Raw genomic sequence first — 25,669 nt, 5'->3', positions numbered from 1 at the left:
CCGGAAGGTCGGGCCGGGGTCGGCGATCTGCTGGCGCCGGGTAGGCGAGGGGACGGACTGGACCGGTGAGTCGTCCGAACTCATCGCCCGAAGTCGAGCACCACCTTGACATCGTCGGGCTGCGACTCGTACGCCTCGGTGTACCTGTCGACCGGCACCCGCCGGGTGACCATCCTGGCCAGCCAGTCCCGGTCGGCGGCGGCGAGCGCCTCGGCGGCGAGTTCCCAGTGCCGCCGGTTCGCGTTCACGGTGCCGAAGACGACGTTGTTCTCCAGCACCAGCTCGCGGTTGAGCGCGCCCGCGTCGAAGTCGATCGTCCGGCCGCCGGAGGAGACGCCGGTCAGACAGACGATCCCGTTCGGCGCCGCCTGGCACATCGCGTCCAGCACCACCGTCGGGGCGCCGGTGCACTCCAGCACGATGTCGAACTCCACGCCCAGCTCGGGGACGGTGCCGGTGTGGAACTGGCCGCCGAGCGCCTCCACCAGGGCCGGCTTCTCGCCGTTCGCCGAGCGGTTCAGCACGTGCAGCTCGTGCCCGCGCTGCGCGGCGAGCAGCGCGGCCAGCAGGCCGATCGGCCCCGCCCCGGCCACCAGTACCCGCTTCGGCTCCCAGGCGGCGCGGGCGCCGATCCGCTCGATGTGCTCCCACGCCTTCGCCACCACACTCGTCGGTTCGAGCAGCATGCCCAGCTCGGCGAGGGCCGGGTCGAGGCGTACGGCGAACTTCGGCGAGATCCGCCAGCGGTCCCGGGCGAAGCCCTGGAGGCACTTGATGCCGTGCTCGGTGTAGAGACCGTTGCGGCACATGTCCCACTCGCCGACGGCACAGTTTGTGCAGGGCACCGGGTCGGGGTGCCGGACGATCCCGGCGACCAGGTCACCGGGGGCGAGTGAGCCGCTCGGGTCCTCCAGCACCCGACCCAGCGACTCGTGCCCGAGCACCAGTTCGGTGCTGCCGGGCGGCGGTTCGCCGTACTCGCCGTCGATGATCTCGCGATCGGTGCCGCAGACGCCGACGGCGACGGCTTCCACGAGCACTGCGCCCTCCTCGGGGCTCGGCTCCGGAAAGTCGTCGGTCAGCCGCAGTGAGCCGGCCCGGCCCGGGGTCACGGTAATCGCACGCACCCGGTCATTCTTCCCTCCCGGACTGTCCGGTACGCCTGGAGTTGCCGAATAACCCGTCCGGACCCGACGGTCCGGCCGGAGATGGCCCTAGGATCGCGGACATGACCCCGGAACAGGTCGGTGACCGGTTGGCCACGCTGCTCGCGGACGCGGAGGCGACCGTCGGGTCCTCCGGCGGCCAGGCGTACGCGCGGGCGACCGTCGACGTACCGGCCGCCCGGTGGCGGGACGCGGTCCGGGCCGTCCGGGACGACACCGAGCTGGCCTGCGACTTCTTCGACTGGCTCTCCGCCGTCGACGAGCTGGACGGCGGGTTCGACGTGGTGGCGCACCTCTGGTCGACCCGGCACCGGCACGGGGTGCTGCTCCGCACCCGGGTGCCCCGGGACGCCGCCACCGTCGGGTCCGTGGTGGACCTCTTCCCCGGGGCGGCCTGGCACGAGCGGGAGACGCACGAGATGTTCGGGGTCGACTTCGCCGGCCATCCCGACCTGGCGCCCCTGCTGCTGCCACCCGAGTTCGAGGGGCATCCGCTGCGCAAGGAGTTCGTGCTCGCCTCCCGGGTGGCGAAGGCGTGGCCGGGTGCGAAGGAGCCGGGCGAGTCGGAGGCGGGTACCGCCCGCCGGCAGGCGATGCGTCCACCGGGCGTGCCGGCACCGGGGGAGTGGGGGGTGGCCGCAGCCGTACCGGTCTCCGCCGCCCCCGCCTCCGGCCCGCCCGCCCGAACCTCCTCGCCCGCCCGAACCTCCTCGCCCGCCCGGACCTCACCGGCCGGCAGACCGCCGCGCCGCACCCCGCCGGCCGGGCCCGCGTCGGGTCCGCCGGCCGAACCCGTTTCCGGACCTCCTGCCGCACCCGCGCCGGGGCCGTCGGCTCGGCCTGTCTCCGGGCCGCCGGATGGTGACGGCGGGGTGGCTGGCGAGGTCGGGGCGGCGGAGCCGGAGCGCCGGGACGGGGGCGTCTGATGCCGCTCTGGCTGGAGCTGCTGGTCCGGGTCGTCGGGGTGGTGGCGGCGTTCCTGGTCCTGCCGCTTGTCGTCGGGCAGGCCGAGCACAAGGTGATGGCGCACATGCAGGGCCGGCTCGGCCCGATGTACGCGGGCGGCTTCCACGGCTGGGCACAGTTGATCGCCGACGGCGTCAAGTTCGTACAGAAGGAGGACGTCACCCCGCGCGAGGCGGACCGGGCGGTGTTCCGGCTCGCCCCGGTGGTGGCGCTGGTGCCGTACCTGCTGGCGTTGCTGGTGATCCCGCTCGGCCCGAACGACCTGGTCGGGCAGCCGCTGGACATCGGGCTCTTCTTCGTGCTCGCGGTGGTCGGCGTCGGGGTGGTCGCGGTACTCATGTCGGCCTGGGCCTCGGCCAACAAGTACAGCCTGCTCGGCGGGATCCGGGGCGCCGCCCAGTTGCTCGGCTACGAGCTGCCGCTGGTGCTCGCGGCGGCCAGCGTGGCGATGGCGGCCGGCACGCTGAGCCTGCCCGGCATCGTGCAGGCGTGGCAGCCGTGGTGGCTGCTCTGGCAGGCCCCGGCGATGGTGGTCTTCTTCGTCGCCGGGCTCGCCGAGATCCGCCGCCCGCCGTTCGACATGCCGATCGCCGACTCCGAGCTGGTCTTCGGGTACATGACCGAGTACACCGGTCTCCGGTTCGCCTTCTTCCTGCTCGCCGAGTACGTCGGCATCGTGGTGATCGCCGCGCTGACCACGGTGCTCTTCCTCGGCGGCTGGCAGGGGCCGTTCGGTGACGAGTACCTCGGCTGGCTCTGGACCCTGCTGAAGGTCTTCGCCGTCTCGTTCGTGATCATCTGGTTCCGGGTGACGTACCCCCGGCTGCGCGAGGACCAGTTGCAGCGGCTCTGCTGGCTGGTGCTGGTCCCGGTGGCGCTCGGCCAGCTGGTGCTTACCGCCGGGGTGAAGCTGGCGATCGCCTGACCCCGGCGCTCGGAGTCACTCTCCGGTGCCACCCGGCCGGGTGGCGGCGGCCCGGGGTCGTGGAGTCGGGCCGTCGTTGCCGCGACGGTCCGACTCCACGATGCCGGGAACCGACTGATCGAGACTTGTCGTCGGGTTTTGCCGGCACCATTCCACCGCTATCGCGGCTTTGAAGCACCGGCCCTCCGGACCGGCCCGCTCGCCACACGCCTGACACAATCCGCCGATCATCCGATGCAGCCGGATCGTTTCGACAAGTCGTGTCCGGACGACCTCGGCGGGTAGCGGCGGGCCGTCCGCCGCGACGTCCAGATGACCGCTGAGGACCAGCGCCTCGCGCGCGTCGATTTCCACGCCGCCACCCCCTCGTCCGGACGGCGCGGACGGGCTCCGCGCCGCTCGTGCGACAGCAGTGTGCGGCCGTTCGCGGCCCCCGCCCCACCCGCGATGTCCGTCGTCGCCGGGGCGATGCGGGCCGGGCGACCCGGGCGATCCGGGATGGTTACAGGTGCCGGGGGGTCAGCCGGCTGATCGACAGGTTGATCGGCCAGGGCTCGCCGGTGTCGACGAACTTCGTCCACCGGCCCGTCTCGACGTAGATCTCCTCCACCGGGTCCAGCCGGTTGGTGTGCACGACCAGCCCGTGCTTCGTCTCGATCCGCCAGTAGAACGGTATGCCGGCCTTGGCGTAGAGGGCCGGCTTGGTGAACCGGTCCATGCTCTCCGAACTGTCCGAGACGATCTCGACGGCGAGTACCACCTCGTGCGGCTCGTACCGGGAGGTCCGGCGGGCCGCCGCGGTGGCCGTGCTGACCAGCACGTCCGGGATGAACGACCGGCGCTGGCTGAGCCGCACCTCGACGGCCTGGGTCACGTCGTACTGGTCGGGGCAGTCCTCGTCCAGTGCGGCGGCGAGTCGCCAGGCGATCGACTGGTGTGCCGCGGTGGGGGAGGGCGACATGATCAGAACTCCGTCGAGAAGCTCGCGGCGGTGGCCGTCGTCGGGCATGGCGTCGAGGTCGTCGGTGGTCCACCCGCCGCTCGGCGGGTACGGATCGTTCAAGGCCGCGGTCATGGCATCCCTCTCGCGGATGGCGGGCTCACGTCACCCGATGCCACCGTACCGCCTCAACTGGCCAGGGGTGGTCGCGCCGGAACCGCCGACACGGCAGGATAAGGCGCATGAGCGAGCGCAGCGAGCGAATCAAGGGGCTCAGCGCCGACGAGTCTCAGGCCGGCACGGAGCGCCAGCGGAGTGCCGGCATGAGCATGCCAGGTGAAGGGTTGGCGAAGGGGCTTGCCGTCACCCTCAAGACGATGACGCGGCGCTCGCACACCCAGCAGTACCCGGACGTCGCCCCCGAGCTGCCGCCGCGGTCCCGGGGCGTGATCGCCCTGCTGGAGGAGAACTGCACGGTCTGCATGCTCTGCGCCCGGGAGTGCCCGGACTGGTGCATCTACATCGACTCCCACAAGGAGGAGGTGGCGATGCCCGGTGCGGCCCGGCCGCGCCAGCGCAACGTGCTCGACCGCTTCGACATCGACTTCTCGCTCTGCATGTACTGCGGCATCTGCATCGAGGTCTGCCCCTTCGACGCGCTCTACTGGTCACCGGAGTTCGAGTACGCCGAGTACGACATCCGGGACCTGCTGCACGACAAGGAGCACCTCGGGGAATGGATGGGCAGCGTGCCGCCGCCGCCCGCGCACGACCCGAACGGCGAGCCGGCCAAGGAGGAGTCCGCCGCGCGGAAGCCCGCCGCCCGCCCCACCACCCGTCCCGCCGGCCGCCCCGCCGCCGCTGCCCGCCGGGAAGAGGAGTCGCCGTGACCGCGGCCGACGTGCTGATGCTGGCCCTCGGGGCGGTGGCGGTCGGCTCCGGCGTACTCGTGGTCGCCACCCGGCACCTGGTCCGGGCCGGCCTCTATCTGGTGGTCTGCCTGGGCGCGGTCGCCGGGCTCTACCTGGTGCTCACCGCCGAGCTGGTCGCCTGGGTGCAGTTGTTGATCTACGTGGGTGCGGTGGTGGTGCTGCTGCTCTTCGCGGTGATGCTGACCCGGGCACCGATCGGCGCCGCCGACGACCTTGACCGGCCCGGCTGGCCGGCCGCGCTGGTCGGCGGCGGGACCGGGCTGGGTCTGGCCGTCCTGCTCGTCGACGCGTACCGGTGGTCCACCGTGGAGCCGCCCGACCCGGGCACCGCCGAACGGATCGGCACCGAGTTGTTCCGCTCCTGGGTGCTCCCGTTCGAGGTGCTCTCGGTGCTGCTGCTCTCCGCACTCGTCGGTGCGATCGCGGTGAGCGTACGGCTGCCGGGGCGGCCCCGGTGAGACCCGCCATCCCGTACGTCGTCGCCGCCCTCCTCTTCGGCACCGGCGTCTACGGCGTACTGCGGCGGCGCAACGCCGTACTCGTGCTGATGGCCGTGGAGCTGATGCTGAACGCGGTGAACCTGCTGCTGGTCACCGCCGACGCCGCCCCGCTGCACCGGGCGCTGGGCCACCCCGCCCCGGGCGCCGACGGTGCCGCCCCGCTGCCGCTGACCGGCCAGGTGTTCACGCTCTTCGTCATCGTGATCGCCGCCGCCGAGGTGGGGGTGGGGCTGGCGATCGTGCTCCAGCTCTACCGGCTGCGCGGCACGGTGACCGTCGACGACGTACGCCTCGACACGCACACCCCGGACGCCGGCCCGCAGGGCATCGTGACGGCTCCGGCCCGGATCGGCTCCGGCCCGGAGATGAAACCGACAGCGCCGGGTACGGGACCGACAGCGCCGGGGACGGCACCGGGGGCGGGCCGATGAACGCCGCCACGGTGCTGGCCGGGCTGCTGCCGGCCGTACCCTTCGGACTGGCCCTGGTCGGGCTGCTGCTGCCGCAGCGGTCCCGGGCCGGTGCGGCGGGGCTCGGCATCGGCGGCGCGGCGGTGGCGCTGGCGGCGGCGATCGGCCTGGTCGTCGCCCTCGACGGCCGGGGTGCCGAGGCGGGCACCGGATGGGTCGACTTCGGCGGGCTGTCGGTCACCCTCACACTGCGGCTGGACCCGGCCGCCGCCCTGGTCGCGGTGGCGGTCGCCGCGGTGGCCCTGGCGGTGCAGGTCTACTCGGTCGGCTACCTGCACGACGACGACCGGTACGCCCCCTACGCCGCCCAGATCAGCCTCTTCACCGCCGCGATGCTGCTGGTGGTGGTCGCCGGTGACCTGGTCATGCTGCTGCTCGGCTGGGAGGTGATGGGCATCTGCTCCTACCTGCTCATCGGCCACGACCGGCGGCTGCCGGAGGCGCCGGCCGCCGCCGTGAAGGCGTTCCTGGTGACCCGGGTCGGCGACGTCGGCTTCCTGCTCGGCATCGTGATCCTCGGCGTGCGGGCCGGCAGCTTCCGGATCTCGGACGTGCTGGCCCACGACTTCGGCCCCGGCACCCTCACCGCCGCCTGCCTGCTGCTGCTCGCCGGGGTGGCCGGGAAGAGCGCCCAGTTCCCGCTGCACACCTGGCTGCCGGACGCGATGGCCGGCCCGACGCCGATCTCGGCGCTGATCCACGCCGCGACGATGGTGGCCGCCGGGATCTACGTGCTGACCCGGCTCTTTCCGCTCTTCGAGCGGGCGCCGGCCGCGCTCGCCGTGCTCGGCGTGCTGGCGGCGGTAACCCTGCTGCTCGGCGCGCTCGCCGCCACCGCCCAGGACGACATCAAGCGGGTGCTGGCCTGGTCGACGGTCTCCCAGCTCGGCTACATGGCCGGGGCGCTGGCGGTCGGCTCGCCGCCGGCCGCACTCTTCCACCTGCTCAGCCATGCCGCCTTCAAGGCGCTGCTCTTCCTGGCCGCCGGTGCGGTGATCCACGCCGTAGGCAGCAACCTGATGTCGGCGATGGGCGGGCTGCGCCGGCCGATGCCGGTGACCTTCTGGTGCACCGCGATCGGGCTCGCCGCGCTGGCCGGGGTGCCGCCGCTGGCCGGCTTCTGGAGCAAGGACGGCATCCTGGTCGTCGCCGAGCGGGCGGCCCGGCACCACGCCGGCCCGACCGCCGCCTGGGTCGGCTGGCTGGTCTGGCTGGCCGGGCTGGCCGGGGTCGCGCTGACCGCCTGGTACGCCACCCGCCTGCTGCTGCGCACCTTCCTCGGCACCTCCCGGGCGCAGACCCACCCGGTCGACCCGACGGCCGCGCACGCCGGCGCGGCGAGCCCGGCCGCGCATCCCGGCCCGGCGCGTTCGGACTCGTCGCCAGCCGAGCGGGGCGCATCCTCGGCGATCGACGCGCCGGCCGGCTCGCCCGCGCACACCCCGGCCGGCCCGCCGCACGACCCGCCCGGACTGCTGCGCTGGCCGGTGGTCCTGCTCGCGGTGCCGAGCGCGGTGCTCGGGCTGGCGGTCTTCGTCACCCCGTTCCGGGACGCGCTGGCGCTGGACGCGACCCACCTGGACAGTTTCGTGGTCGTCCCGGTGGCGCTGCTCCTCGCCGGTGCGGCGCTCGCCTGGTGGCGCTGGCGGGCCGACCCGGCCGCCGACCCGGCGACCGCGTTGGGTCCGCTGCGCCCGGCCTTCGCCCGCGCCTTCTGGCTCGACGAGGTCCAGCACGCCCTCGTCGTACGCCCGGTGCGGGCGCTCGGCCGGCTGGCCCGGCGCGCCGACGAGGGGCTGGTGGACGGGGCGGTCGAGCGGACCGGCCGGGGGACCGCCGGACTCGGCGGCGGGCTGGAGTCGCTGCACCGGGCCGGAGTGCCCCGGGCGGTGGTGGCGGTACTCGGCGGCGCCCTGCTGCTCGGCCTCGCCGCCGTACTGGCCCTCGGGGGTGTGGCATGACCCTCGGCGGGACGGGGCTGGTGGCCACGCTGGCGGTGCCGGCGGTCGGCGCGGCGGTACTCGCCGTGCTGCCGGGGCGGTTCGACCGGGCCGCCCGGATCGCCGGTACGGCCTTCGCGGCGGTGACCCTGGTGCTCGCCGTACTGCTCGTGCTGGGCGCCACCGACAGCTGGGCGGTCTACGACGCGTCCCCGGTCGCGGCACCCGGGACCGAGGCGCCGGCCGTCTGGCCGTGGCACCAGGTGGACCTGGCCTGGGTGCCCGGACTCGACCTGCGGTTCCAGCTCGGCGTCGACGGGATCTCCTACCCGCTCGTGGTGCTCACCGCGCTGCTGACGCTGCTCTGCTGCGCGTACACCTGGTGGCGGGTGCCGGCGCCGGGCCGGGGTCGCAGCCTCGTCGCCCTGCTGCTGGTGGTCGAGGTCGGCATCCTCGGCACCTTCCTCGCCCTCGACCTGGTGCTCTTCTTCCTCTTCTTCGAGGTCGTCCTGCTGCCGATGTACGCGATCATCGCGGTCTGGGGCGGCGAGGGCCGGCAGCACGCGGCCCGGAAGTTCGCCCTCTACACCCTCTTCGGCTCGGTGCTGCTGCTTGTCGGCGTCTTCACCGTGGTGACCGCCGCCGGCACCGCCGACCTGACCGAGCTGACCGGCGGCACCGGGCTGTCCCGGGGCACCCAGATCGGCGCGTTCGTGCTGCTGGCGATCGCGTTCGCGGTGAAGAGTCCGCTCTGGCCGCTGCACTCGTGGCTGCCGGACGCGCACACCGCCGCGCCGACGGTCGGCAGCGTGATCCTGGCCGGCGTACTGCTGAAGATGGGCACGTACGGGCTGATCCGGGTGGCGGTCGGGGTGGCGCCGGAGGGGGCGCGGGCGGCCGCCGGGGTGCTCGGGGTGCTGGCGGTGGCGGCGATAATCGTCGGCTCGCTGGTCTGCCTGGCGCAGAGCGAGCTGAAGCGGCTGATCGCCTATTCGAGTGTCGGGCACATGGGGTTCGTGCTGCTCGGCATCGCCACGCTCACCGCCACCGGCCTGCAGGCGGCGCTGATCGGCAACATCGCGCACGGCGTCATCACCGGCCTGCTGTTCTTCCTGGCCGGGGCGGTGAAGGACCGGGCGCACACCGGGGCGCTGGCCGAGCTGGGCGGGCTGCGGGAGAGCACCCCCCGACTGGCCGGGCTGCTCGGCTTCGCCGCCGTCGCCTCGCTCGGACTGCCCGGCCTGGCCGGCTTCTGGGGCGAAGCCTTCGCGGTGGTGGCCGCCTGGCGGGTGGGAGGTCCACTCTGGACCACCCTGGCCGTGCTCGCCGCGCTCGGCGGGGCGCTGACGGCGGCGTACCTGCTGCGGCTGCTGCGCCGGGTCACGCACGGGCCGGCCAGTCCGCGGGTGTTGACGCTGACGCCGGGACTGGCCGGGGCGGAGCTGGCCGCCTGGGGGCCGCTGGTGCTGCTCGCCCTGGTGCTCGGGCTCGCCCCGACCCTGGTGCTCGGCTACGCCGAGGTGCCGGTCGAGGCACTGCTGGAGGCGATCCGATGACCAGTTCCTCGGCCGACGGGTGGGCGTCGTGATCCAGACCGTGGACAACGTGGCGCTGCTGCCGGCGTACCTGGCGGCCGGCACCGCCGTACTCGTGCTGCTGGCGGACCTGCTTGTCGCCCGGCGCGGCGCGACGGTGGCCGTCTTCGCGGCCGGGGCCGCCGCCACCGCCCTCGGCGCGGTGCTGGTCGGCGTCGCCGGACCGCGCCGGACGTTCTGCGCCGGTGCCGACTGCTCCTATCTGGCGAACGGCCGGGCGGCGCTCGTCGGCTGCCTCTTCGCGCTGCTCACCCTCGGGGTGTTGGCGCTCTCCGTCCCGCTGCTCCGGTCCGGCCAGGTGCCGCCGGGGGAGTACTGCTTCCTGCTCGCCTGCTCGATGACCGGCGGCGTGGTACTCGGCGCGGCCGGCGACCTGATCACCCTGGTCGTGGCGCTGGAGACCCTGACCCTGCCGCTCTACGTGCTGGTCGGGCTCCGGCAACGCAGTGTCGCCGGTGCCGAGGCGGCGCTCACCTTCTTCGTGGTGAGCGTGGTCGCCACCGCCGTCACCCTGCTCGGCGCGGCGCTGCTCTACGCGGTCACCGGGGCGGTGCACCTGAGCCGGCTGGACGCGGTCTTCACCGCCGAGGCGAACCGGCCGGTGGCGCTCGGCGGCGGCGACTTCCCGACCGGGCCGGCGCTGCTGAGCCTGCCGCTGGCCGTGGTCGCGGTGGCCCTGGTCGTGCTCGGGCTGGCCTTCAAGGTGGCGGCGGTGCCGTTCCACGCCTGGGCGCCAACCACCTACGACGGCGCCCCGGTGCCGGTGGCGGCGTACCTGTCGACCGCCTCCAAGCTGGGCGGGGTGGTCGCGCTGCTCGCGGTCACCGCCGCCGCGCTGCCGGCGAAACTGACCGGCCCGGTGCTGGCGACGGTGGCGGTGCTGACGATGACCGTCGGCAACCTGGTGGCGCTGCGGCAGCGGCGGATGGTCCGGCTGCTGGCCTGGTCGTCGGTGGCCCAGGCGGGTTACATCCTCGCCCCGCTCGGCGCGCTGGCGCTGGCCTCGGGGCGGAGCGCGGAGGCGGTGGACACGGCGGTCGCCGCCGCCGTGGCGTACACGGTCTTCTTCGTGCTGCTGGAGCTGGCCGCGTTCGGGGCGGTGGTGGCGCTGCGGCCGGCGGCCGCCGACGGCGGCGAGATCGCCGACTACCGGGGTGCGGCCCGGCGTCGGCCATGGGTCGGGGCGGCGTTCGTGTTCGCGCTGGTCGGGCTGGCCGGGTTGCCGCCGGGGCTGGCCGGGCTGTTCGCCAAGATCACTGTTGTGCGGTCGCTGCTCGCCGGGGAGGCCGGCTGGCTCGCCGTCGTGGTGGCGCTGAACGCGGTGGTCGGACTCGCCTACTACGTACGCGTCGCCGCCACCCTCTACGCCCCGGAGCCGGCCGCCGACCGGGCCGGCGGAGCGGCTGCCGCACCCGTCGTGCCGGCCGCCGCCGATCCGGCCGCCCCGGTCCCGCCCGCCGACGGCAGCCCGGTGCCGGCAGCCGAGCCGGCCCGACCGGCCTGGGCGGTTGTCGCCGCACTGGCCCTGGCCACCGCCGTCGCGGTGGTCGTCGGCTTCGCCCCACAACTGATCCTGGACGTCGCCGCACTGTGAGGTCGGTCCTCCGTGTGACGTCGCCTCACACGGTGTGACGTCGGTCGCGTTCGGCCCCTGGTGAGGCTCTTTCCCAGGCAACTCTCAGTCATATCCGGATTGTGGGCAGGGTATCCCGGTGTTGTACCGGTCAGCGGGTCCACCGGCCCGCGCACCGAAGGAGTTATCGTGCATAGCCATCACAACCGGCTCAAGACAGCCGCGCTACTTGGCCTGCTCACCGCTCTGATCCTCGGCGTCGGCTACTGGTTCGGCGGCAGCGGCGGTCTGGTGATCGCCGTCTTCGTCTCGCTGGCCCTGAACGCCGCCAGCTACTTCTGGTCGGACAAGCTCGCACTCCGCTCGATGCGGGCCCAGCCGGTCACCGAGGCCGAGTTCCCGGCGCTCTACCAGATGGTCCGGGAGTTGGCGACCGAGGCGAAGCAGCCGATGCCCCGGTTGTACGTGAGCCCGACCATGCAGCCCAACGCGTTCGCGACCGGGCGTAACCCGAAGAACGCGGCGGTCGCCGTGACCCAGGGCATCACGCGGATCCTGGACTACCGGGAGCTGCGGGGCGTGATCGGACACGAGCTGTCCCACGTCTACAACCGGGACATCCTGATCTCCAGCGTGGCCGCCGGCCTGGCCGGCATCATCACCATGCTGGTAAACATCGCCTGGTTCATCCCGCTCGGCGGCGGGGACGACGAGGACGCGCCGAACCCGGCCGTACTGCTGCTGACGATCATCCTCGGCCCGATCGCGGCCACCCTGATCCAGCTCGCCATCAGCCGTAACCGGGAGTTCCAGGCGGACGCCTCGGGTGCCGCGCTCACCCGCGACCCGCTGGCGCTGGCCAGCGCGCTCCGCAAGATCCACGCTGGCACCAAGGCACTGCCGCTGCCGGCCGACAACCGGCTGACCACCACCGCCCACCTGATGATCGACAACCCGTTCAAGGGTGGCGGCGTGGCGAACCTCTTCTCCACCCACCCCAGGATGGAGGAGCGGGTACGCCGCCTGGAGCAGATGGCGGCCACCAACGTCGGCCCGGTGCAGTTCCAGCGCTGATCCTGGTAAGTCCCGTAGCGAGCAGTAGTGACCGGCGGGCCCCGGTTCCCGTTCCAGCGGGAGCCGGGGCCGTCGTCGTCTCCGGGAGCGTGTCGCCGCCTCCGGTGCCGTGCGTCGGGCCGGGGAAGTGACGTCGGGCAAATCCGGTACAACCGCCAGGCCCGGTCACGTTAGGGTCGGAAGGTCATCCACTCGTTACGTCCGACGGTCGTGTCGAGATGCGAGGGGTGTCTTCGACGACCTGAGGAGAACGGAACCGTGACCGCGCTGCGGCAGTACCTGGGCGTGTGGCGCATCCCCGGCGCACCGATGATCTTCGTCGCCGGCATCGTCGGTCGGCTCGGCATCGGGATGACCCCGCTGGCCCTGCTGATGGTCGTCCAGCAGGTCACCGGCCGGTACGCCCTGGCGGCAGTGGCCGGTGGTGTCTACGCGCTCGCCGGTGCCGCGGTCAGCCCGATCGCCGGCCGGATCGCCGACCGGGTCGGACCGAGCCCGGTGCTGCTGCTCACCGGCGTGGCGCACCCGGTGGCCCTGGTCGGGCTGCTGCTGGCCAGCCGCGCCGGCTCGGACGCGCTCGCAGTGATCTTCGCTGCCTCGGCGGTGGCCGGCGCGACCTTCCCGCCACTGACCGCCGCCATCCGGGGCGCCTGGAACGACCTCACCGACCCCGCCTCCGGCCGGTACGCCCTGCGCAACACCGCGCTCGCCGCCGAGACCACGCTCTTCGAGCTGGTCTTCGTGCTCGGCCCGCTGCTGGTCGCCGGGTTCGTGCTGGTCGCCGACGCCGGGGCGGCGCTGCTCGGAGCCGCCGTGGTGACCCTGGCCGGCACCCTGACCGTGGCACTCGGCCGGGTGATGCGCGGCTGGCGGCCGCACCCGCGAGGCAGCCACGCCAAGGGACTCGGCCCGCTGCGGGTCGGCGGCTTCCCGGCCCTGCTGTTCTGCGTGGCCGGGCTCGGCATCGCGTTCGGCGCCGCCGGGGTGGCCGTGCCGGCGTACGCCTCCGCGCACGACCCGGTCGACGCGGAGAGCGTGGCGGGGGTACTGCTGGCCACCTGGGGGACCGGCAGCGCGATCGGCGGCCTCTGGTTCGGCACCCGCAAACCGGCCCGGAACGCAGCCCGGCAGTTCGCGCAGCTCCTCGGCCTGCTCGCGGCCACCTTCGCGGTCTTCGCGGTGATGCCGAACCCGATCGCGCTGGGCGTGGCCCTGGTCGTCGGCGGGGCCACCATCGCCCCCGCGCTGACCGTGGAGAACACGATGGTCGGCCGGATCGCCCCGGTCAGCATGCTGAACGAGGCGTACACCTGGGTGGTCACCGTGGCGGTGGCGGCAAGCGCGGCCGGCGGCGCGGTGGCCGGGGTACTCGCCGACCAGGTCGGCGTACCGTGGGCCTTCGTCTTCGCCGGCGCGGCGGTGGCAGCCGCCGCGGTGGTCGCGGCGCTGCCCACCGGCTCGATCGCCCGCGCCGAAGCCCTGGCAGAGGTACGTCTGGAACAGGCACTCGCCACCGAGGGGTAACCGGGTGTCAGCGGTGCCGTTCACGAAGTGACCGCTGTCGAACATCGAACCGGGTCGCTTCGGGTGCTACCGTCCGGAATGGTGGCCGAGGTCAGCGGTCACGTCCGCCCAGCCTGCCCTGGGAGATCGAGATGGCCGACAGCATCGGTGCGCGGATCCGCTACTGGCGCCTGCGGCGGGGCGGCATGACCCAGACGGTCCTGGCCGGGCTGGCCGGCGTCTCGCAGTCCTACATCTCGCAGGTGGAGGCCGGGCGGAGGGTGGTCGACCGGCGATCGACCCTTGTCGGCATCGCCGCCGCGCTCCAGGTGACCGTCGCGGACCTGCTCGACCAGCCGGGTGATCCCACCGACCCGGCCAAGGCGGGTGCTGCCGACGCCGTACCGGCGATCTGGGCGGCCCTGATCGAGATCGAGGAAGGCGAGCGGCGGGCGCCGGGCCGCGAGGTCGACGAATTGACCGCCGCGATCGAACAGAGCGCCGGCCTCCGACTCCGCGCTGACTACGCTGCCATGGCACCGCTGCTACCAGGGCTGTTGCTGGATGCCGCCGCATACGGCGGGACGGTGCTCGCCCGGGTCGCCTACCAGGCTTCGGCGTGTTTGCGGCACATCGGCTATCGGCATCTGGCGCGAACGGCGGCGAAGGTTGCCGTCACAGCAGCGCAGGAGGCCGAGTCGCCCGCCTGGATCGGCGCGACCCGGTTCGCCTGCACCCAGTCTCTGCCGATGGAGGCGCCCGAACTCGCTGCCCGGGTCGCCGACCGCGCCCTCGGCGATCTCCAGTCGACCGCTGCCGCCCAGGACGTCCGGCAAATTCTCGGCCAACTCCACCTGGCCGCCGCGTTCACGTCGGCCGTTGCCGGCAGGCAGGACGACGCCCGCTCCCACCTGGCCGAGGCCAGCCGGGAGGCGGCAAGTCTCGGTGACCCGAACGACGGCATGGGCTTCAACGAATGCGGATTCGGTCCGACCAACGTCGGGCTGTGGCAGATGTCGATCGCGGCCGAGTCGGGCGAGCACGGGCGGGTGATCGAGCTCGCCCGCACGGTGCGCCCGGAGACGTTGAAGGCGACGATCCGGCACCAGTCGTACTGGTTGGACCTCGGTCGGGCCCTGGCAGCCTCGGGGCGCACCGACCGGGAGGCGCTGGTGGCATTCATCCGGGCCGAGCGGGTCGCGCCCGCACTGTTCGCGATGAATCCGATAGCCCGCGATTCCGTGGTGGCGATGGTCCGCCGCGCACAACGTCGGTCCGTCTCGGAGGATCTACGTGTGCTGGCACGCCGCTTCGGCATCGAAGTTCACGCATAACCGCCGGTAATACGCGCTGCGACTGCTCTCCGTAGCGTTCCTGTCACGGATGTGCGGTTCGAGCAAAGTCCCTTCGTTCGTCGAGCCGCGCGTCCGGCCGGTCGGGCCTGCCTTCTCCCTGGGTTGGCCCGGCCGGCGCCGACACAGGTGGAGAGTGGCGCTCCGTGATCGGGGATCCGGGGCGCCACGGCCGAAGGAGGTGTGGACGATGACCAACTCCGAACGACACCAGGCGGACGGGCAGATCTTCGAGGCGCACGCTGGCGGCGGCCGGTGCGCGGAGTGTGCGCCCCGGGGCGGGTGCGTGGTGCTGCTCGCGGCGGTCCGTCGCCGGGTCGACTCCGGCCCGGCCGGAATGCGGTCCGGGCTGGTCCGGCTGTGCTGATCCGGATGGTGCGGCGCTGGCTGACGGTCCGGTGGCCGGTACCGGTCGACTGCGCCTTCGCCCGTCTTGTCCTCGGCACGCACGCGCTGCGGGAGTGTGACCGGTGCGGGCCGGACGGCTGCCCGCTCTGGGCCTGGGCGGTCGAGGTGCACCGCCGGGAGCACGCCGTCCGGGTGTTGCTCGGCGGGACGCTGCCGGCGGCGGTCACGGCCGGGGACGTACGCGTGGCCTTGGAGCGCTGGAACCGATGACGGCGCTGCCGCAGGTCGGGCATCTGGTCCGGATCGACGGCCGGGCCTCGGTCCAGTTCGCGGGGGACCGGGCGTTGCTGATGCGGGTCGTGCGGCTGGATCCTCGACCAACGTACTACGGCTGGTGCTGGCTGACCGGCCATGTGCTGGACCTGAGCGGCGAGGCGATTCAGCGGCGTGACGTCTACGTGCAGGTGGCCGGGCTGCGCCGGGTAGCGGACCTGCCGAGGCTCGCACGTATCACATCGAGCGCGTGAATAGGACCTGTCCACAGGGCGAGTGGTTATCCACAGGCACGCCGATGCTCCGGGATCTGGGACAACGATCCGGGCATGCTGTCCTTTGACAACGCCACCTCAAACTGGAAGCCACAGCCAGTGGTTGGCAGGCCGGGTGGGAAGGACCCGCACGAAGACGATCACGCTCGTCGACGGAAGGGACCACGGAACGACGATGTTCTGCGCGTAGGACACGAAGTAGTCCTGTCACCCGATGCGAGAACGTCGCTCGCTCTGGGTACTGTGATGACAGGCGAGAGGGGGGTAGTGACGTGATTACGGCCAGCGATTCTCGCGACATCGAAGTCGTCGAGATGACCGAGGAAGAAGAGCACGACTACATCCGCTCCGAGTGCGCCAGGCTGCTCGGCATGGATCTCGAAGAGTTCGCCCGACGGTGGTACGCAGGGGAGTACCGCGACAACGACGACCCGAAGGTCACGCAGGTAGCCATGCTGCTGCCCGATGCCGGGTAGAACCCCATACGAAGCCTTCAGCGCGTTCGTTACTCCCCTGGCGGACGCGCTGAAGTGTGTGACCTGGCCCAAGGTCGCCACTTCCCCGGGCGGCACGGCCCTGCTTGATCGGAAACACAACCTGCACCTGACGGGTCCGCAGGGCGAGAACGACGGGTACCTCCTCCTACGCGGGGAGGACGACCTGGAGTTTCGCGCCCGGATGTTCTACCAGATCATCGAGGATCGCCGGGAAGGGTACGGTCCTTACCGGTGCACCACCCTCGGCTACGACTACTCAGTCCGTAAACCGGACGGAGCGGCCGTCGTTGACTATCACTGGCACCCAATCGGGCTGTCGCACGAGAGGCGGCCACACATCCACCTTGGCTCGTCGCAGCTCAGACCAGACGCGGTCTTGAGTAACAAGCAACACATGCTGACCGGGCGGACCACGCTGGAGTCCGTGATAAGGAACCTGATCGGGCTCGGAGTCAGGCCTCGGTACCCGGACTGGGCAGCTCAACTAGATATCTGCGAGGGCCCGCACATCCTCTACCGGACCTGGACGAACGACTACGAGCAAGAGACCGGTCGGAAGGTTGCTGACGACGAAGCGGCCCCGGCCATCCCGTGACAGGGGTGGGCGGGGCCGCGTCGTGCCCGCCGCGAGAGGGTGGACTCCCGCCCTGGTCAGGGCTCGGGAGTGACCAGTCTCAGCGGTAGTTGGTGAACTGGAGGGCGACGCCGAAGTCCTCGCTCTTGAGCAGGGAGATCACGGTCTGGAGGTCGTCCTTCTTCTTGCCGGTCACCCGGAGTTGGTCGCCCTGGATCTGCGCCTGTACGCCCTTGGGCCCCTCGTCGCGGATCTTCTTGCTGATCGCCTTGGCCTTGTCGGAGTCGATGCCCTGGATGATCTTGCAGTCGATCTTGTGGACCTTGCCCGACGGCCGCACCTCCCCGGCGTCCAGGGACTTGAGCGAGATGTTCCGCTTGACCAGTTTCTCCTTGAAGACCTCCAGGGCCGCCTTGACCCGCTCCTCCGTCTCGGCCTGGAGGCTGACCCCCTCCTCGCCCGACCACGAGATGTCGGCGCCGGTGCCCCGGAAGTCGAAGCGGGTGGAGAGCTCCTTCTCGGTCTGCCGGAGGGCGTTGTCGATCTCCTGCCGGTCGACCTTGCTGACGATGTCGAACGACGGGTTGGCTGCCATGAGTTCGCTCCTGCTGTGGACGACATGTGGTGTACGGGGCCGCCGCGCGGCGGTACGACATGCCGACGGTACCCGGTTGCGCGGTGGCCCGATGTAACCGCTATCCTTGCTTCCGCTGCCGCGTTCGGCGTGGCGGCACGCCCTGGCGGGTTGCCCGAGCGGCCAATGGGAGCGGACTGTAAATCCGTCGCGAAAGCTACAGAGGTTCGAATCCTCTACCCGCCACCAGGTGCGAAAAGAAGCCCCTCACCAGCTGAAACAGTGGTGAGGGGCTTCTCTCGTTAGTCCCACTGAGTCTCACTCGGGACCGCTCGATCTCACTGGTCGTGTCGTATACGTGTCGGCGATCAGGCGGCGGCCTGGTCGGGCGTTCCCGGCGTGGCGAGGGCCGCCTCGATCCTCCTGCGGGATGCCTCGTCCTGGCCGTAGATGCACTTCGCATACACCCGCATGAGGACGTGAACGCTGTGCCCGGCCCACTCGGCGACCTGGGGCGCCGGGACGCCCGCGTTCAGCCAGAGCGACACGGCGGCGTGCCGCAGGTCGTACGGACGCTTCGCCAGCGGAGACCGGAGCTGCACCGGTGTGAGGGTGGCCTCGCGGGCGTCACGCCACGCCTTGCCATAGGAGTTGCTCGGGATGGGCTGGCCCGCCGTCGGCACGTATCGACCACCGGGGCCGCGCCGGGTGACGAACAGTCGGCCGTCGGGCGCGGGCTTGTACTCGGCGATGTGGCGGTCGAGCAGGCCGCAGAGCGGCGGCGGCGCGGGCACCGGCCGCGTCGCGCTCTTCGCCCGGTGCTTGAGTCCGCGTCGCTCGATCGTGCCGTCTTCGTCGCCCCACCCGCGCCCGACCGCGATGGTCGAGCCGGTGAGGTGAAGGACGCCCCACCCGCCCTTGACCTTGGGCCGCTCGTACTCGTCTTCCCGGAGGTTCAGCACTTCCTCGGGGCGCAACGCGGCGTAGTACATGCATCCGAAGAACGCCACCAGCTCGGGCGTGCGGTTGGCGACGGCGGCAAGTAGCGCCCGAGCTTGCGCCGGGTTGACCACCGCCTTGCGGTCCACCTCATCATCATGCTTCGGGGCGACCCAGCTCACGAGCGACAGCGGATGGACCTCCAGTAGCCGCAGCTCAACCGCGTACTTGAGGGCACCGGAGAAGATCGCGCGCTTCCGGGCGATGGTGCTCGCGGATGCTGCCCCGCCGTCCTTCATGCGGAGTGCGATGGTGTCGAGGGCCTTTCTGATGAGGGCGGCGTCGGTCAGGGCGGTCAGGTCGACCGTGTTCGACTCCAGCCACCGGACGGCGGTCGCCAGTTCGGCCGGCGGGTCTCCGGCGTCCCGGCGAGTCTTGTTGAACGACCAGCCGTAGAGCGCGGCGCGAATGGCCTTCTCGTCCGGCGCTCCCCTACTGGTCGACAGCAGCGCCGGGGTGACGGTGGCCAGTGCCTCGGCGATGCCCTTGCGGTGCTTGGCCGAGGCTCGTGGCCATTTGACGTCGACGTAGGCGATCGCGTGGTCATACCACGAGCGGGCGTTGCGGGCGCGGGCCATCGGCTCGGGCAGGCCACACGTTTCGTCGAACGCGACGCCCTCCCGCTGGGCGACGACCAGCTTCGACCGGAAGCTGTCGGCCAGCGCCCGAGTGGCGAACGTGTCCCGGTACGGCTTCCCGGCGACGACCCACCGGACGGTGTAGGAGGTTCCCTTGGCGAGCTTGTTGACCAACACGCTGTGGACGCGAACATCGAAGGTGCTCATGCGGCTTGCGGCTCCTCACGGCTCGACAGCCATGCGTCGAAGTCGGTGCGACGGATGCGGAGCTGCCCGTTCGGCAGCTTGTAGGTGCGGGGTGCCTCGCCGAGTGCCTTCCAGCGGAAGAAGGTCGACTTCGGTACGTCCAGCTCGGCGAGGAAGTCGGCAAGAGTCAGGAAGTTGCGTGCCATCGGGTTCCGGCCTCCCTAGGCAAGTGCGGGGCGGGTGCGCTGAGTCGCGCGGAGAGGGGCGTTCGCGTGCGGGTTGCGTTTCGACTCACGTGGGCGGGCCGCGTCGACAGAGAGCCGTACAGCAGCCCGCTGAGAGCCACGCTGAGCCAAGATCTCGGGCGTCCTGGTGTCTTTTGTATGGCTCTGTGCTGAAACAGCCTCATAGCTCCCTGTTTCAGCATGTTCGAGGGGGTCACGGCCAGACTCCGGCTGTCCCCGAGGTGTCCCCCTTGTTTTCGCTGATCAGGGCGGGTTGGGGGACAGGGGGGACACCGGGGACTCGGTACCGGCCGCCGGTGTCGGCGGCGAGTTGCCCGTCGGCGAGCATCCGCTGACAGGTGCGCTTGACGTTGTCGTAGGCGAGGCCGACCCCGTCGGAGATGACCTTGGGCGGGCTGCCCGGGGTGGTCCGCAGGAACCGCAGGATCGTCGCGCGAGTCTCGCCGACCTGGTGGTCCTCGGCCGGGCCGTCGAGCATCTGCCACGCCCCGGCGGCCGGGTCGAACGTCAGGGCATACTCGTTTTCGTCGACGTCGCGGCCGGTCACGTGTAGCACGCCGTCGCCCTGGTTACGCGCCCGCTTGAGTACGAGGGTGGCGTCGGCGGCCCCGGCGAGGCCGTTGGTCCCCGAGACCTCGGTGAGGAAGTCGTCGGATCCGGCCTTGCGCACGTGATGGACCAGGACGAACGCGACGCCGTAGTCGTCGGCGACCTTCTTCGCCCGCCCGACGGCGGCGTAGTCGGCGTCGTAGGCGGACGCGCCGGGGGCGGAGTTGCCGCGCAGCTTGGCGAACACGTCGATGATGACCATGCGCGCGGACGGGTTGCGGTCGAGCCACGCGGCGATGGCCTGGTCGCCGCCCTGCGGCAGCGGCGGGCACTCGGTGGCCAGGGTGAGACCGGCCGGGGCCTTGCGCTGGCCGAGGACCTTGCCGAGGCGGTTTTGCAGGCGGCGGGCGGTGTCCTCCAGGGCGAGGTACAGCACCGGGCCGCGCTCGACCGGGATCGAGCCGAACGCCTTGCTGCCGAGGGCGACGTCGACGCCGAGGCCGAGCGACATCCACGACTTGCCGACCTTGGGCGGGCCGCAGAGCAGATTGACGCCCTCGGACAGCACACCGGGCACGGCCCACTTCGGCGGGGCGAACTCCATCGCCATGATGTCGGCGGCAGTCCACGACGTGCGGATCCGAGCAGGCCGCGCCTGTTCAGCCGACAAGACCTCGGCGGCGTCGTCCGGCCCGGCGACGTGCAGGTGCGAGCGGCCGGGCCGGTCGGCCGGCACGGCGCTCACGCGGCCACCGTCCGGGGGCGACGGGCACCGGCGGCGAGGCCGGAGCGGATCGTGCGCAGCGTCTCGAAGCGGGACAGGCCGATGGACAGCGCGGCCTCTTCGAGCAGCGCGGCGGCCTGGCCGACGGGCAGCGCTCCCCCGGCGGCGAGCTGGCCGAGGGCGACTGCGGAGACGTAGAGCGTGTGGTTGCGCTCGCCCTCGGCGGCGTGCCGCAGGTGGTCGAGCTGGCGCCCGATCGCGGCGTCCAGGTAGGCACTGGCCCGCTCGGACGGCAGGTCGACGACGACCGGCCGTTGCGGAGGCAGCGGCGCGGGAGCGAGGCGTTCGGCGAGCCAGCCGGGCAGGTCGGCGACCGGCAGGTCGCGGGCGACGGTGTACGGGCGGCCCACGACGGCGCTCCCGGCCGCGACGACGTAGCCACCGTGGGCGCGGGTGTCGACCAGCCAGCCGAGGCCATTGCCGCGCTCTCCGGCCGTGTTGCGCAGTGCCGGCCCGGCGGCCGGGTGCCGGAAGTACAGGTGCGAGCCGCCCCGGCCCGTGGTCACGGCGTAGGTGTCGTCGGGTACCGGCTGTCCGGCGGCCTCGCACAGCGCGGCGAACACGTCGACGCCGCACGTTGCGGCCGGGTGCGAGCAGCCGGGCGGCGGGACCTGGTCGGGCTTGCGCCGGTCCAGGTCGACGACGACTAGCCCGGACGGGCCGCAGGCGATGCCGACGCCGTACGGGGTCTCGGACCAGCCGCGCCGGATCCGGTCGGGGTCGGTGGTGGCGCGGGCCTCCCAGCCGGTGTGTCCGTTGCGGCAGCGCGGGTCTCGGCCGGTGCAGGCGTCGGCGAGGTGGTCGGGGAACGCGGGTCGCTTGTCGTCGGGTCGCAGGGGGAAGACGTGCCAGCCGCGCGCGGCGGCGGCGAGAGCCGTTTTGCGCAGGGTCGCGGTGTCGGGCATGGCGATCGGCCTCCGAATGTCGGGTGTGGACGGCTGGGTCTTGAGGTGCTTGTCGTTGGCGCACGCGGCGCAGTAGCGGGCCTTCTCCCACCGGGCGACCTTGAACGGCAGGCCGGACATGGTGTCCTCGGCGTCGACGGGCCGGCCGCAGATGTGCGGGTACGGCAGGTCAGCCCGCACGAGGCGGCCGAGGGCCTTGCTCGCGCCGATCCAATGGCCGCTGGTCATGTGAAACAGGCCCCGTTGTCGCAGAGCGGTTCGTCGTCGAACAGACCCGGCAACATGTCCTGAGCTTCGGCAACGGCCTCAGCGAGGGGCCGGTTGAACCGGGTGAGGTACACCGGGTCCTTGCCGAGCATCTGGCGGCGCTCGTTGAGCAGGTCTTCCAGCGCGCAAGCCCGCGCGAAGACCTCCGGCCGGTCGCGGCGAGTCTCCGCCCATGTCGAGGGCCGCCGGAATGGGCAGAACCAGCACGCGCTCTTCGGCGGAACTGGCAGCCCGGCGGCCCGGATGATCCGCTCACAGTCGTATCGGCGCAGCGGCGGCCGGTGATCCAGCAGCGGGTACACGGGCCGCTCGTACGGCTCGGCTCGGCGGTTGTTGACCCGCTCGATCTCATCGAGGCTGATGCCGATACCGACAGTGGCAGGGTTTTCGGCGTTCGCGCCGCGGGTCTTGAGCCACTTGCCGACGACCTTGATTTTGAAGTCGGCAGTGCACGAGCGAGTGCCCGGCTTGCCATTGGACATCCGTACCGGGATCGGCAGCGACCGTGAGCCGGGCCGCGTCAGTCGCCCGTACAGGGTCTCAGTGCTGCCGTCCCGGCGGATTCGGTGCAGCTCGTGAAGCTGGATGCCGTTCAGCGCGGCGTATGGCATCGCGTACCGGCGCAGGTAGTCGAGGGTGCCGGGGTCTTCGGAGTCCTCTCCTACGTTGGCGAACAGGAACACCGGGAAGTCGATCCTGCCGGTCGCGGCCAGCACCAACGCGGCTGTGGACTGGACACCGCCACCGTAGGAAAAGGCACGGAGGGCTTTCGTCGCGTCGGTCATCAGGTAGTCCTCCGGTCGATCGCGGGCCGCTCGGCCCGGCCGGGCAGGGCGGCGGGCCGGATGGCGGCGATGGCGGCCAGCAGCTCGCGGCACAGGTGCAGCGCGAGGCGGAGTTGCCGCCGGGCGGTGTCCTCGGTCCGGCTGAGTGGGACGCGGATGCGGATCTCGGCGTAGTCGACGTCGGCGGCGCGGACGCGGGTGATGACGGCCCGGCCGCCGAGCGGCCCGTCGGCGATGATGTCGGGGGCCTGGTGCAGGGTTACGCCGCAGCGGTGATCGCGGGTGCACCAGTCGGTGTGTGGCGTTGCGGTCCGGGTGAACCGGGCCATGGTCCGGGCGGCCATCAGCGCGTGCCCTTGTCGTGCAACTCGCGCAGGGTGTTGATGATGCGGCGGCCGATGCGCAGGCGGCGGCCGTCGCCGTGGCAGCGGCGGCAGAGGCCGAACGCGCGGCCGAACGGGCTACGGCGCTTGCCGGTGCCGGAGCACTTGCGGCAGGCTCCGAACGGCCAGAGCCAGCATCCGACGGCGTAACAGAGAGTGGCGATCATCGCGGCGAGGATCAGTATGCCGATCATGGTGGTTTCAGGGGTCGCGGTCGCGGCGAGGGCAGGCACAGTGGGCCTCCAGAGGGCGTTTTTGGGCGTGAAGGGCTGGCGGCGCAACCCGCGACCGGTCAATGTCTGCGCTGACCAGGCCGGTCGCGGGTTGAGTCGCGGTGGCGCGACCGGTCGCGGGCGGGCCGCGACCGGCTAGGCGGCCTTGCGGCGGGCGATCGCGGCGTCGATGTCGTCGGCCTTGGCTCCCTTGAGGGCCTTGCCGGAGCGCTTGACGTCTACGCTGCGTACACCGAACGACCGGACCTGAGCCGAGACCGACTCGGCGGTCACGTCCGCGTACGCCTCGGGCAGCCGGTCGGCGAGGCGGGCGGCGATCTCTTCCCACTGCGCGCCGGTCTCGCCGCGCTCGATCACGCTGCGGACGTCGGCGAGCACGTCGCGGATCTCGCGGGCGACGTCCTCCCCGGCCGCCATGCCGGACAGCGTGCCGGCCGCCTCGCGCAGCTTCCGGGCGGCGATCAGGATCTTCTCCGCGTCGTCGGCGTCGGCGAGGTACGTACGAACCGTCGGGGTGGCGTCCGACGCGCCGCGCAGGATGCCGACGCCCTTGTAGCTGGGCAGCAGCGTCGACGAGTCGTAGCCCTCGGAGTTCGCCCCCGCGCCGAGGACCAGGTCGGAGACGTTCCACGAGCCGGTACGCAGGGAGAACCGCACCTGGTGGTTGTCGCGGAAGCTGATGAACTGCGTAGCGACCTGCCCGCCGCCGACCCCGCTGGGCCGCTGGGTGGCGTCGACGAACCCGACACCGGCCGCCGGGGCGACCTTGACCAGGTAGACCAGCAGCGACGCGATCTCCTTGCTGATGTCGCCGAGGTCGAAGTACTCCTGGAACTCGTCCAGGACCACCAGCCGCACCGGCATCCGGTACTTCGGGTCACGGGCGATCTCGCGGGTCAGCTTGCCCTCGGGGCAGATGTCGACCGGCAGCTTGGACAGCCGCTCGTAGCGGTCCTGCACGTCGGCCTTGATCTCGCGCAGCGCTTCGAGCGCGATCTCGGCGGGGTCGCCGTCGCGGGTCATCGCCAGGCCGAACGCGTACCGGTCGGCGACCAGCGCGAACTTGCGCCAGTCTGGCTTGCCGCCGCCGTCCAGGACGGTCAGCTTCACGTACGGGTCCAGCGCGGCGTACAGGGCCAGCGAGCGGGCGGCGAACGTCTTGCCCTGCCGGGGCTGAGCGCCGATCAGGATGCTGTTCCACATCAGGTCGACGCTCACCTTGTTGCCGCGCTCGTCCAGCCCGAACGGGGCGGGCTGCCAGATGTCGGTCGGCTTGCACCGCAGCAGCGGCGTCCGGCCCGCACCCTGGGCGAGCGGGTCGCGGTCGGCGACCCACAGCGTGTGGCGCCGGTGCGAGCTGGGGTCGCGGGTGATGAACACCTGCGAGACCGCGACGTCCAGGCCCGAGGCGATCGCGCCGCGCGCCTTGACCGCGTCGTCGAACGTCTTGCCGTACGGCAGGTCGATCGACACCTGAGAACCGGTGCCCGAGGCGTCGCGGGCCATGGTCGAGCCGAACCCGATCTGCTGGTGCGCCTTGTCCGGGTGCCCGAGACCAGCGGCGTAGTAGGCCCGCAGGATGATGTCCGGGTTCACCCGGCGGAAGCGGCCCGAGACGGTGGCCGGGGTGATGATGCGCCGGTCCTCGGGACGGCCGATGTGGGCCAGGAACGCGACCAGCAGGCAGACGGCGAGCACCAGCGCCCACACCGGGGCGACGGCGTAGAGCACCGGGCCGCCGACGCACACCGCGACGGCCTCGGCGGCGAGCACGATACCGCGCCACATCCGGGTGGCCTTGACCTCACGGTGCAGCTTGAGCCACATGCCGGGGTCGTTGGCGTCGGCGGCGGCCTGCCGCAGCCCGTACTGCTCCGACACCCACCACCACTTGAGCTGGCGGCCGATCAGCCGGAACACGCCTACCCCGGCCCAGAACGTGGCGAGGGTGGCGTACCAGGGCGCGCGGACGGCGTGGAAACCGGCGCGGTAGCCGGTCAGCGCGGCGGCCTGCGCGAGGCTGTGCCGGATGTTCGGCCACGTCGACCAGTTGGCCGGCACGATCGGCCGCTTGCCGGACGCGTCGACCGGCGGCAGCTCGACCGGCATCCCGCCGCGCTGCGGGGTCTCGTCCAGGTTCACCTCGAAGTGCGTGCCCGCGTCGGCGGCCCGGCGGGTCCGCTCGGCGTCCAGGTCGACCACCTCGGCGACGTCGGCCTCGGCGGCGGTCCAGTCGAAGTTCTCGGGGTTCGGGTTGGGCGTGTTCACGGTGTTGTCC

Annotated in this window: 27 protein-coding genes, 1 tRNA gene and 1 pseudogene; 17 read left to right on the top strand and 12 right to left on the bottom strand. The window is 72.1% G+C overall.

The window, feature by feature from the left end:
* Positions 1–80: 80 nt before the first annotated feature.
* Positions 81–1,127 carry a glucose 1-dehydrogenase gene (locus tag ACN28A_RS09300; protein WP_421394121.1) on the bottom strand — a complete coding sequence of 349 codons (1,047 nt, stop codon included), beginning with the start codon at positions 1,125–1,127 and terminating at the stop codon, positions 81–83.
* Positions 1,128–1,228: 101 nt separating this feature from the next.
* Between ACN28A_RS09300 and ACN28A_RS09295 the strand changes: the two are divergent.
* Together ACN28A_RS09295 and ACN28A_RS09290 are read left to right on the top strand one after the other, a co-directional pair.
* Positions 1,229–1,834: pseudogene (locus ACN28A_RS09295) on the top strand (NADH-quinone oxidoreductase subunit C); the annotation flags it as partial.
* A 257-nt stretch (positions 1,835–2,091) separates the two neighbouring features.
* Positions 2,092–3,057, top strand: coding sequence for a complex I subunit 1/NuoH family protein (locus tag ACN28A_RS09290; RefSeq protein ID WP_421394119.1), 966 nt, complete (start codon positions 2,092–2,094; stop codon positions 3,055–3,057).
* A gap of 15 nt (positions 3,058–3,072) precedes the next feature.
* On the opposite strand, the gene ACN28A_RS09285 is transcribed toward ACN28A_RS09290, so the two are convergent.
* Together ACN28A_RS09285 and ACN28A_RS09280 are read right to left on the bottom strand one after the other, a co-directional pair.
* A complete protein-coding gene (locus tag ACN28A_RS09285; protein WP_421394118.1) occupies positions 3,073–3,411 on the bottom strand; it encodes a hypothetical protein in 339 nt (112 codons plus the stop codon).
* A gap of 148 nt (positions 3,412–3,559) precedes the next feature.
* Positions 3,560–4,132: a Uma2 family endonuclease gene (locus tag ACN28A_RS09280; RefSeq protein WP_421394117.1), complete on the bottom strand. Its 573-nt coding sequence runs from the start codon at positions 4,130–4,132 to the stop codon at positions 3,560–3,562.
* 188 nt (positions 4,133–4,320) lie between these two features.
* Between ACN28A_RS09280 and ACN28A_RS09275 the strand changes: the two genes are divergently transcribed.
* The 14 genes from ACN28A_RS09275 (at position 4,321) to ACN28A_RS09210 (ending at position 16,924) form a co-directional block, all read left to right on the top strand.
* The gene (locus tag ACN28A_RS09275) at positions 4,321–4,887 is read left to right on the top strand and encodes a NuoI/complex I 23 kDa subunit family protein (protein ID WP_421404258.1); all 567 of its coding nucleotides are present in this window, start codon (positions 4,321–4,323) and stop codon (positions 4,885–4,887) included.
* Complete coding sequence (locus ACN28A_RS09270; protein WP_421394116.1) at positions 4,884–5,387, top strand: NADH-quinone oxidoreductase subunit J; 504 nt, start codon at positions 4,884–4,886, stop codon at positions 5,385–5,387. Before ACN28A_RS09275 ends, ACN28A_RS09270 begins: the two co-directional genes overlap by 4 nt.
* The gene (gene nuoK / locus ACN28A_RS09265) at positions 5,384–5,860 is read left to right on the top strand and encodes an NADH-quinone oxidoreductase subunit NuoK (RefSeq protein ID WP_421394114.1); all 477 of its coding nucleotides are present in this window, start codon (positions 5,384–5,386) and stop codon (positions 5,858–5,860) included. Before ACN28A_RS09270 ends, nuoK begins: the two co-directional genes overlap by 4 nt.
* On the top strand, positions 5,857–7,860 hold the full coding sequence (locus ACN28A_RS09260) for an NADH-quinone oxidoreductase subunit L (protein WP_421394112.1): 2,004 nt from the start codon (positions 5,857–5,859) through the stop codon (positions 7,858–7,860). The genes nuoK and ACN28A_RS09260 overlap by 4 nt, the downstream gene beginning before the upstream one ends.
* Entirely contained in the window at positions 7,857–9,395 is a 1,539-nt protein-coding gene (locus ACN28A_RS09255; RefSeq protein ID WP_421394111.1) for a complex I subunit 4 family protein, read from the top strand. Before ACN28A_RS09260 ends, ACN28A_RS09255 begins: the two co-directional genes overlap by 4 nt.
* A 28-nt stretch (positions 9,396–9,423) precedes the next feature.
* The gene (locus ACN28A_RS09250; protein WP_421394109.1) at positions 9,424–11,028 is read left to right on the top strand and encodes an NADH-quinone oxidoreductase subunit N; all 1,605 of its coding nucleotides are present in this window, start codon (positions 9,424–9,426) and stop codon (positions 11,026–11,028) included.
* A gap of 168 nt (positions 11,029–11,196) precedes the next feature.
* The gene (gene htpX / locus ACN28A_RS09245; RefSeq protein ID WP_421394107.1) at positions 11,197–12,081 is read left to right on the top strand and encodes a zinc metalloprotease HtpX; all 885 of its coding nucleotides are present in this window, start codon (positions 11,197–11,199) and stop codon (positions 12,079–12,081) included.
* A gap of 258 nt (positions 12,082–12,339) precedes the next feature.
* Positions 12,340–13,605, top strand: a complete 1,266-nt coding sequence (locus ACN28A_RS09240; RefSeq protein WP_421394105.1) for an MFS transporter — start codon at positions 12,340–12,342, stop codon at positions 13,603–13,605.
* Between the two features lie 131 nt (positions 13,606–13,736).
* Positions 13,737–14,918: a helix-turn-helix domain-containing protein gene (locus tag ACN28A_RS09235; RefSeq protein ID WP_421394103.1), complete on the top strand. Its 1,182-nt coding sequence runs from the start codon at positions 13,737–13,739 to the stop codon at positions 14,916–14,918.
* Positions 14,919–15,126: 208 nt separating this feature from the next.
* Positions 15,127–15,303: a hypothetical protein gene (locus ACN28A_RS09230; protein WP_421394100.1), complete on the top strand. Its 177-nt coding sequence runs from the start codon at positions 15,127–15,129 to the stop codon at positions 15,301–15,303.
* Complete coding sequence (locus ACN28A_RS09225; RefSeq protein ID WP_421394098.1) at positions 15,297–15,554, top strand: hypothetical protein; 258 nt, start codon at positions 15,297–15,299, stop codon at positions 15,552–15,554. The genes ACN28A_RS09230 and ACN28A_RS09225 overlap by 7 nt, the downstream gene beginning before the upstream one ends.
* The gene (locus tag ACN28A_RS09220; protein WP_421394096.1) at positions 15,551–15,811 is read left to right on the top strand and encodes a hypothetical protein; all 261 of its coding nucleotides are present in this window, start codon (positions 15,551–15,553) and stop codon (positions 15,809–15,811) included. Before ACN28A_RS09225 ends, ACN28A_RS09220 begins: the two co-directional genes overlap by 4 nt.
* Before the next feature lie 293 nt (positions 15,812–16,104).
* On the top strand, positions 16,105–16,308 hold the full coding sequence (locus tag ACN28A_RS09215) for a hypothetical protein (protein WP_421394095.1): 204 nt from the start codon (positions 16,105–16,107) through the stop codon (positions 16,306–16,308).
* Positions 16,298–16,924 carry a hypothetical protein gene (locus ACN28A_RS09210; RefSeq protein WP_421394094.1) on the top strand — a complete coding sequence of 209 codons (627 nt, stop codon included), beginning with the start codon at positions 16,298–16,300 and terminating at the stop codon, positions 16,922–16,924. Before ACN28A_RS09215 ends, ACN28A_RS09210 begins: the two co-directional genes overlap by 11 nt.
* Positions 16,925–17,003: 79 nt before the next feature.
* Here ACN28A_RS09210 and ACN28A_RS09205 read toward each other — a convergent pair whose 3' ends face one another.
* On the bottom strand, positions 17,004–17,498 hold the full coding sequence (locus ACN28A_RS09205) for a YajQ family cyclic di-GMP-binding protein (RefSeq protein WP_278064316.1): 495 nt from the start codon (positions 17,496–17,498) through the stop codon (positions 17,004–17,006).
* Between the two features lie 144 nt (positions 17,499–17,642).
* Between ACN28A_RS09205 and ACN28A_RS09200 the strand changes: the two genes are divergently transcribed.
* Positions 17,643–17,726, top strand: a tRNA-Tyr gene (locus ACN28A_RS09200).
* A gap of 119 nt (positions 17,727–17,845) precedes the next feature.
* Here ACN28A_RS09200 and ACN28A_RS09195 read toward each other — a convergent pair.
* The 8 genes from ACN28A_RS09195 to ACN28A_RS09160 form a co-directional block, all read right to left on the bottom strand.
* On the bottom strand, positions 17,846–19,261 hold the full coding sequence (locus tag ACN28A_RS09195; protein ID WP_421394092.1) for a tyrosine-type recombinase/integrase: 1,416 nt from the start codon (positions 19,259–19,261) through the stop codon (positions 17,846–17,848).
* Positions 19,258–19,446 (bottom strand): helix-turn-helix transcriptional regulator, encoded by a 189-nt coding sequence (locus ACN28A_RS09190; protein WP_097322800.1) that lies wholly within the window; start codon positions 19,444–19,446, stop codon positions 19,258–19,260. The genes ACN28A_RS09195 and ACN28A_RS09190 overlap by 4 nt, the downstream gene beginning before the upstream one ends.
* Positions 19,447–19,678: 232 nt before the next feature.
* Positions 19,679–20,779, bottom strand: coding sequence for an AAA family ATPase (locus tag ACN28A_RS09185; protein ID WP_421394089.1), 1,101 nt, complete (start codon positions 20,777–20,779; stop codon positions 19,679–19,681).
* Positions 20,776–21,951, bottom strand: coding sequence for a bifunctional DNA primase/polymerase (locus ACN28A_RS09180; protein WP_421394087.1), 1,176 nt, complete (start codon positions 21,949–21,951; stop codon positions 20,776–20,778). Before ACN28A_RS09180 ends, ACN28A_RS09185 begins: the two co-directional genes overlap by 4 nt.
* Positions 21,948–22,775: a phosphoadenosine phosphosulfate reductase gene (locus tag ACN28A_RS09175; RefSeq protein ID WP_421394085.1), complete on the bottom strand. Its 828-nt coding sequence runs from the start codon at positions 22,773–22,775 to the stop codon at positions 21,948–21,950. Before ACN28A_RS09175 ends, ACN28A_RS09180 begins: the two co-directional genes overlap by 4 nt.
* Positions 22,775–23,119: a hypothetical protein gene (locus ACN28A_RS09170; protein WP_421394084.1), complete on the bottom strand. Its 345-nt coding sequence runs from the start codon at positions 23,117–23,119 to the stop codon at positions 22,775–22,777. The genes ACN28A_RS09175 and ACN28A_RS09170 overlap by 1 nt, the downstream gene beginning before the upstream one ends.
* On the bottom strand, positions 23,119–23,391 hold the full coding sequence (locus tag ACN28A_RS09165) for a hypothetical protein (RefSeq protein WP_421394082.1): 273 nt from the start codon (positions 23,389–23,391) through the stop codon (positions 23,119–23,121). Before ACN28A_RS09165 ends, ACN28A_RS09170 begins: the two co-directional genes overlap by 1 nt.
* Before the next feature lie 135 nt (positions 23,392–23,526).
* Positions 23,527–25,659 (bottom strand): cell division protein FtsK, encoded by a 2,133-nt coding sequence (locus tag ACN28A_RS09160; protein WP_421394080.1) that lies wholly within the window; start codon positions 25,657–25,659, stop codon positions 23,527–23,529.
* Positions 25,660–25,669: the final 10 nt, after the last annotated feature.

It is taken from the genome of Plantactinospora sp. WMMB782 (assembly GCF_049179135.1).
Taxonomy (GTDB): domain Bacteria; phylum Actinomycetota; class Actinomycetes; order Mycobacteriales; family Micromonosporaceae; genus Plantactinospora.
Note: the sequence above shows the minus strand (reverse complement) of the source record. Positions and strands in the feature narration are given on the sequence as shown.